This window comes from Oligoflexus sp. (genome assembly GCF_035638955.1).
Lineage (GTDB): Bacteria > Bdellovibrionota_B > Oligoflexia > Oligoflexales > Oligoflexaceae > Oligoflexus.
Genome location: NZ_DASQYZ010000229.1, coordinates 1 through 5,407, shown reverse-complemented (window position 1 = coordinate 5,407; position 5,407 = coordinate 1). Strand labels below are relative to the sequence as shown.

Genomic DNA, 5,407 nt, shown 5'->3' with positions numbered 1-5,407 from the left:
CGCGATCGATCTCTCGTGGCGGCTTCGGGGGTTTGCTTGACTTAGGCGGATTATCCTTAACTTCGACCATGGCAAAGGACTTGGGAGGAAACTTTTGCTTCCAACGGTAAAGAGCACTGGGCGCTATGCCGTGCTTTCGACCTACGGCAGCCAGACTGCTTTCCATGGTTTCCAACACCAGGGCAGCTTTTTCTTTGTCTGTGAATTTCCGACGACGTTCAACACCGGTAATGATCTGGGTTTTGCTCATAGTTAAGGGAGTGTCCTTAAAGAGTCCTTAAGTCACTCCTCAACCCTGAGGACATTCCTTAAGGATATGCTAGGGACATTCTCACCGTTTTCCAAAAGCTTTCAATTGGTGCATGCCGGAGCGCTTACGGAATAACCGAGCGTTTACGAATTTTCTGGCAAGGAATCCCAAGGCAGAGCTTAACCATCTGGTTCTTTGTATCCCTGCACTATGCGGTCACGTAACCGAATCCGAAATACGCGAAAACCAGCAAAGGATCAGCTAGAAGCAGATGCAGGACTGGGTGAAAGAAAACATCGGAGTCGCGTCAATGTCACTACGCAGAAAGTTTCTCAAGGGAGATTCACTTGAAGAGTGGTTGCCAAATCCTGGCGAAGCCAAGTACGGCTAGTAGGCCGCTTTTAGACGGCCCAGTACCTATGGTGGATTCGCTGCTGGGCTGTTATTGCCAAGGCACTGACGCCCTTCTAGAAGCGTCGTGCCTGGTTACCTTACAATGGCGAGTGTGGGGTGGAGTTTTCAAAATATATGTACGTATCTGCATATTTCGGCAGAATAGCTGTCATATAGCTTTCCTCGAGAGTGTTTGATGTCTCGGAAAATGTCGCTCCGACTATACGTATTGCCTGAGGCACCTTGAATAATTTATCAGCTGGATACTTTGCTTTCTTTCTAAGGTTAATCGCGAAGTTTTCATGGCCTAGTCCATGGATTAGGTTCGGGATGGAAGATGGAACACCGTCGATTGCGGATTCAACCTCCCAAGCTCGCAGATGCCCATCGGAGGCGTCGCGTGCGAGAAAACTCCCCTTATGGAAGTCCGTGATCACCGCAAAATAACCTTGTCCATAGAATTCATTAAGGAAAGCACCAGTGTTGTCCACAATCTTAGTATCTTCAGTCTTCGGGTTTGCCCAAATGATATCGGGATGAGATAGGAAGCGTCCTACATGGCCATTATGTGCCCAGAATACGGCGCCTTTACCTTCGATATCAATCGCCAGCTTGATATTTTTTGCCATCGAGAAGTCTCGGCAGCTAAAGCTGCCTTTGAGACAGCTGGGGTCGAAGAGCGAGACCAGTTCCTGGTCAGCGAAAATTGCATCAAGCACAGCAGGTCCTTGGGCAGCAGCCAATCCTTCCACAAGCTCAGCTGAAATTTTCTGCAGGATCTGTGAAGGGAATCGGGCAAGCCCCAGTAGGCGTGCCTCTTGCTTATTTTGCCGGGAAATCGAGTTAGTAATGTCAGTTTCAAATTTTCTTGCAGCTTTTAGTGAGGCCTTGACAGTGTCGATGCTCACTGTTTCCAAAAGTGCTGGATCAGCTAACTGTGCAAAGAGAGACTTGGTCAGCCCCTCCATCTTTGCAATCTCAGTCGATTGCTCAGGTAGTTTTTGCCGCAAGTAATGAAAGCTTTCAAGCAAGATATTGCCGGCTTGAGCATCGGCTCCGTACACTACAATAGGATCTATCTTATGGTTCTTATTGAAGGCTTCGATCCATTTAAAAAGTTCGAGTGTTTCCTTGGTAAGGAACGTTCCTTTCTTGTTCAGTTTTGAGAGAGCATTTTCAATGCTTTCCCCTTTTGCGAGGGCTTCGTTAAAATGAAGACCACCAAGCCACTCGTCTTCCAAAATAAAAACCCGAAATCCATGTCTCTCCACGAGGTAACGGAAAATTTGGTGCCTTACGATTGAGAACTCTGACGTGCCATGTGTAGCTTCGCCGAGCCCTACAATCTTGACTTTAGAAAAGTCCACCTGAAGTTTTTCGAATTGATTCCCTTTTTCTGGATCAAGTTCAAACCTAAATCCGCTAGCATCAAGAGCAGAGGTTAGATTTTCCTTGCGCAGCTGCTTTATCGTCTTACAGGAGTGTTCCGATGCATGAAGAAAAGAGCTCCATGAGATGAAAATTAGCGAAGACAAAAACTGTACACTTCTCTTCATTCCGCTTTTTCCTCTTTGAAAGTTATCAACAAGCCTGAGCGGCTGGTGTCAAGACAGTAGTTGTCTGCTCACGAAGAGTCAATTGTGTTAACTATCGAATATTACTGCTCGGGGGAGTTATATCTGAATTATTTCAGATGGTTATTTGAGTCTGTTTCTCATACTGCTTTAGCAGGTTATATTGCCACTATGCATTTTATTATGTTCAATCTCAACTTGTAGGGTCTGGTAGGCCGATTGGCGGGACAATGCGGGCCTTGCAAGATGTCGAAGTTGGTGGCGAACATCCAGGAAGGGCCGCAATGAAGACAGGATAAAGTCCACAAACTGATTTTGTCGCTGGTGACAGCAACGTTCAGAGAAGCCTCGTCGGGAGCTTATTTCGAATTCATAACGACCTATGGATTCTGATCTCGTGGATGAAATCCAAGCGTACCCGTTGCTGATCCGGGAGGATGAGCCACTCCCCGTTCGCTTCAGACTTGAGATCGCTGATGATGACGCCATCCATAGTCGTGAGACCGTGGGGTCCATAAAACGTGAGGCTCAGTCTGGTTTTAAGTACAACGGCGCTCTCCAGCTCATCCGTAAAATCGCAGCTGACTGGCTGGTACAGACCATCGGGATGTTCCTTGTCATAAGCTGGACCTGGAAGACGGTCATTGCCGCTGAGGCTGAAAATTCCGAGTTGTTGATGCATAGGAACTCCCTTTGAATTGTCTCAATTTTCATCCCACATGTTAAATGCCAAAATCAATGGGTCAACTTTATCAATCGTGAGTATGCACGACCTCATAAGGCTTTTGGAATCTCATGCTCCCGACAGATTCTGCCACCTTCTTCCTCATCGAGAATCTGCTTCGTAAGAGCGCACTGAAACTTACCGCTGCCAAGCGGCTTATGAAAGCGGCACGTTTTGCAGATGCCAAAGGATTTCAAATGATTGCTTCTCTGAAGGGTGTATAAAACCGTCGCCAATGCCTGCTTCACTTCAACGGAGGAGTCTTCTCCCATGGTGATACTTTCCTGTATCCTTCGGACGACTTCCAGGCCTTTATCAGACATGCTCACATGATAAATTCGAAAATCATTTGCGTCCTGGCGTCGAAGAATAAGATTCCTTTTTTCCAGGATGCCTAGACTTTGCGAGATACTTCCCTTGGTTTGTCCCAAGTATTCGACCAGCGCCTGAGCCGTGTCGGAATACCTGTTGCACACGGAGAGGTATTGCAGAATCTCAATATGAACCATTTGCAGGCTTTCGCGAGCTGCCATCTTACGCAAAAGGTTACGGTATAAGGCTGACAGTCTTTCAATATCCAGAAGAAGACTCATACTCATTGCCCCAAAAAATGATCCAAACCTTCTCAAGCCAATGCCCCTGGCTCAACTCGTCCTCATTGGGCTATGGTTGATTGCGCATCCGTCTGCATCGCATTGAGCTCCACCCTGAATAGGGCCTGTCTTAGGTGCGATTTCAGTTGATGCCTCCGCCAGCAAATTTCCCAGCAGCAGGCCAAGTGAGAAATCATCCGCCCGGCCAAAGTATTTGGCTCTGATGTTGCTGTGCCGGTCCAAAACGATAACGCTTGGCGTTCCTTGCAATCCCCACGCATGCATGGTCTGAGGAACATGACTCTTCGTATCAGCGGCGTCCACCCCAATTGGGAACGTCAGTCGATATTCATGAATGAAAGCCGACAAGGCTTCGGGCCCCATGACAGCATGATGCTCGAAAACTGTATGCAAACCTATTACATTGAAATCGTCAACGGAAAGTTTTTCATGCATGCGAGTGGCCTGAGGCAAGCCATGGCTTACGCATCCCGGACACAGCATTTGGAAAGCATGGACGATTGTTATTTTACCTTTCAGGTCATCCAATTTTAGATTTTTTTTGGAGTTGAACCATTGACTGACGACAAGCTCGGGGGCTTTGCCAAGTGCAAGCGACATGGAGGTCCCTTTCCGGTCAGGGCGCTCTGTCTCTGACCTTGCCAGGCCCCTGGAGGGGCCGGTTATAATGGATTGAAATATCAAGCCGATGGAAAGTTACTCGACCTTTCCAGGAAGACTGAGATTTCCCGATGCAACATCCTTAACGTCAACGACGCAGAGAAGTGGAGCATGAACGCTGTTGTTCACACGCAGGCCAGCCGTAACCCCATCAAAACTTATATCCTTGAGTCCCTCGAGACCATCAACGGCAACTCGAACCGTAACCGTATTTTTTGCCAGTAGCGGCTGGAAGCCCGGACTGTCAATGAAAAGTGGCAAACCCGGCCAAGTGCGAGGGAGCCGGGGCTTGGCGCCTTCAGGTATGTCCTTGACCTTCAACTGGCCTTTGCCGCAGGTATCATCGGGGACCAAAACCACCCAGTGGGAGTGCCAGACGTTGCCGTCGTTATCAAAACGTCCGTCTCCGTTCTCATCAAATAGGGGGGTATCGTCGAAATCAGGATGCGAAGTTACGGCAAGGGCCACTATCCCTTGTTTCTCATCAAAACCTACGACGGAGGAGTCAAGGCTGGTGGGCCAGACATAGGAGAAAACCTCAGCTCCCGCGAGCTTGCCTCCGGGCGTCGGACGTGTCTGCCCGGCTCGACCTGAGACCTCCATGGTGAATTCAAGAAATCCTTTCTGGCGTTTGATCTCGGCCTGAACGATGTCAAACGTTGCTTTTTTCTGGTTGCCTTTAGGAGCCTTGATGGCATGGCCTTCTGCCAGGGTTGTCAGAAACAGAGCTGCTGTAATCAGAATGATTTTCATGTTTTCTCCGGAAGAGTGGTTAAAAAGTTTGGAAGCGGATGTCAACTCCGGCCTCTTTATATCCAGGCAATCACTTCCGCAGGTTAATGCGGGGAAAATCGAGGGGCACGTCGAACACCAAATTCACATAGTTGGTGAAGACGTTCAGGGCAACGTGCGCCAGCACCTCAGCTATGATCTCATCGCTGACTTGAAGCCGGCGCAGGTTGCTGATATCCACTTCCACACCCTGTCCACGATTTTTGACAATGTTAAGGGCAAAAGCGAGTATGGCTGCGGTTTTCGGATCTTCTGAGCTTCCCCTCTGCGCTGCCTCCATTTCACTTGCACTGGCACCTGCTTTACGGCCAAGGGCTGTGTGAGCAGCCAGACAATATTCACAGGAATTGAAGTTGGCGATAGCAACAGCGATTTGTTCACCAAGCCTGGCATCAATAGC

7 protein-coding genes are annotated in these 5,407 nt (G+C 48.6%); all 7 read right to left on the bottom strand.

Annotated elements, in window-relative coordinates; all coding sequences use genetic code 11:
- Positions 1–250, bottom strand: a 250-nt coding sequence (locus VE954_RS21655; protein ID WP_324956661.1) for a transposase, incomplete at its 3' end; no start/stop codon positions are given.
- A gap of 491 nt (positions 251–741) precedes the next feature.
- Complete coding sequence (locus VE954_RS21650) at positions 742–2,199, bottom strand: erythromycin esterase family protein (RefSeq protein WP_324956659.1); 1,458 nt, start codon at positions 2,197–2,199, stop codon at positions 742–744.
- 388 nt (positions 2,200–2,587) lie between these two features.
- The gene (locus VE954_RS21645; RefSeq protein ID WP_324956657.1) at positions 2,588–2,899 is read right to left on the bottom strand and encodes a hypothetical protein; all 312 of its coding nucleotides are present in this window, start codon (positions 2,897–2,899) and stop codon (positions 2,588–2,590) included.
- A gap of 92 nt (positions 2,900–2,991) precedes the next feature.
- Positions 2,992–3,534, bottom strand: coding sequence for a MarR family winged helix-turn-helix transcriptional regulator (locus tag VE954_RS21640; protein WP_324956655.1), 543 nt, complete (start codon positions 3,532–3,534; stop codon positions 2,992–2,994).
- A gap of 51 nt (positions 3,535–3,585) precedes the next feature.
- Complete coding sequence (locus VE954_RS21635) at positions 3,586–4,155, bottom strand: TlpA disulfide reductase family protein (RefSeq protein WP_324956653.1); 570 nt, start codon at positions 4,153–4,155, stop codon at positions 3,586–3,588.
- Between the two features lie 96 nt (positions 4,156–4,251).
- Positions 4,252–4,968, bottom strand: a complete 717-nt coding sequence (locus tag VE954_RS21630) for a hypothetical protein (protein WP_324956651.1) — start codon at positions 4,966–4,968, stop codon at positions 4,252–4,254.
- A 70-nt stretch (positions 4,969–5,038) separates the two neighbouring features.
- Positions 5,039–5,407, bottom strand: a 369-nt coding sequence (locus VE954_RS21625) for a carboxymuconolactone decarboxylase family protein (protein ID WP_324956649.1), incomplete at its 5' end; no start/stop codon positions are given.

What these genes read in the sequence shown, in the direction of transcription:
- VE954_RS21650 (WP_324956659.1), bottom strand. Translation starts at nt 2,199, where the DNA reads ATGAAGAGAAGTGTACAGTTTTTGTCTTCGCTAATTTTCATCTCATGG.
- VE954_RS21645 (WP_324956657.1), bottom strand. Translation starts at nt 2,899, where the DNA reads ATGCATCAACAACTCGGAATTTTCAGCCTCAGCGGCAATGACCGTCTT.
- VE954_RS21640 (WP_324956655.1), bottom strand. Translation starts at nt 3,534, where the DNA reads ATGAGTCTTCTTCTGGATATTGAAAGACTGTCAGCCTTATACCGTAAC.
- VE954_RS21635 (WP_324956653.1), bottom strand. Translation starts at nt 4,155, where the DNA reads ATGTCGCTTGCACTTGGCAAAGCCCCCGAGCTTGTCGTCAGTCAATGG.
- VE954_RS21630 (WP_324956651.1), bottom strand. Translation starts at nt 4,968, where the DNA reads ATGAAAATCATTCTGATTACAGCAGCTCTGTTTCTGACAACCCTGGCA.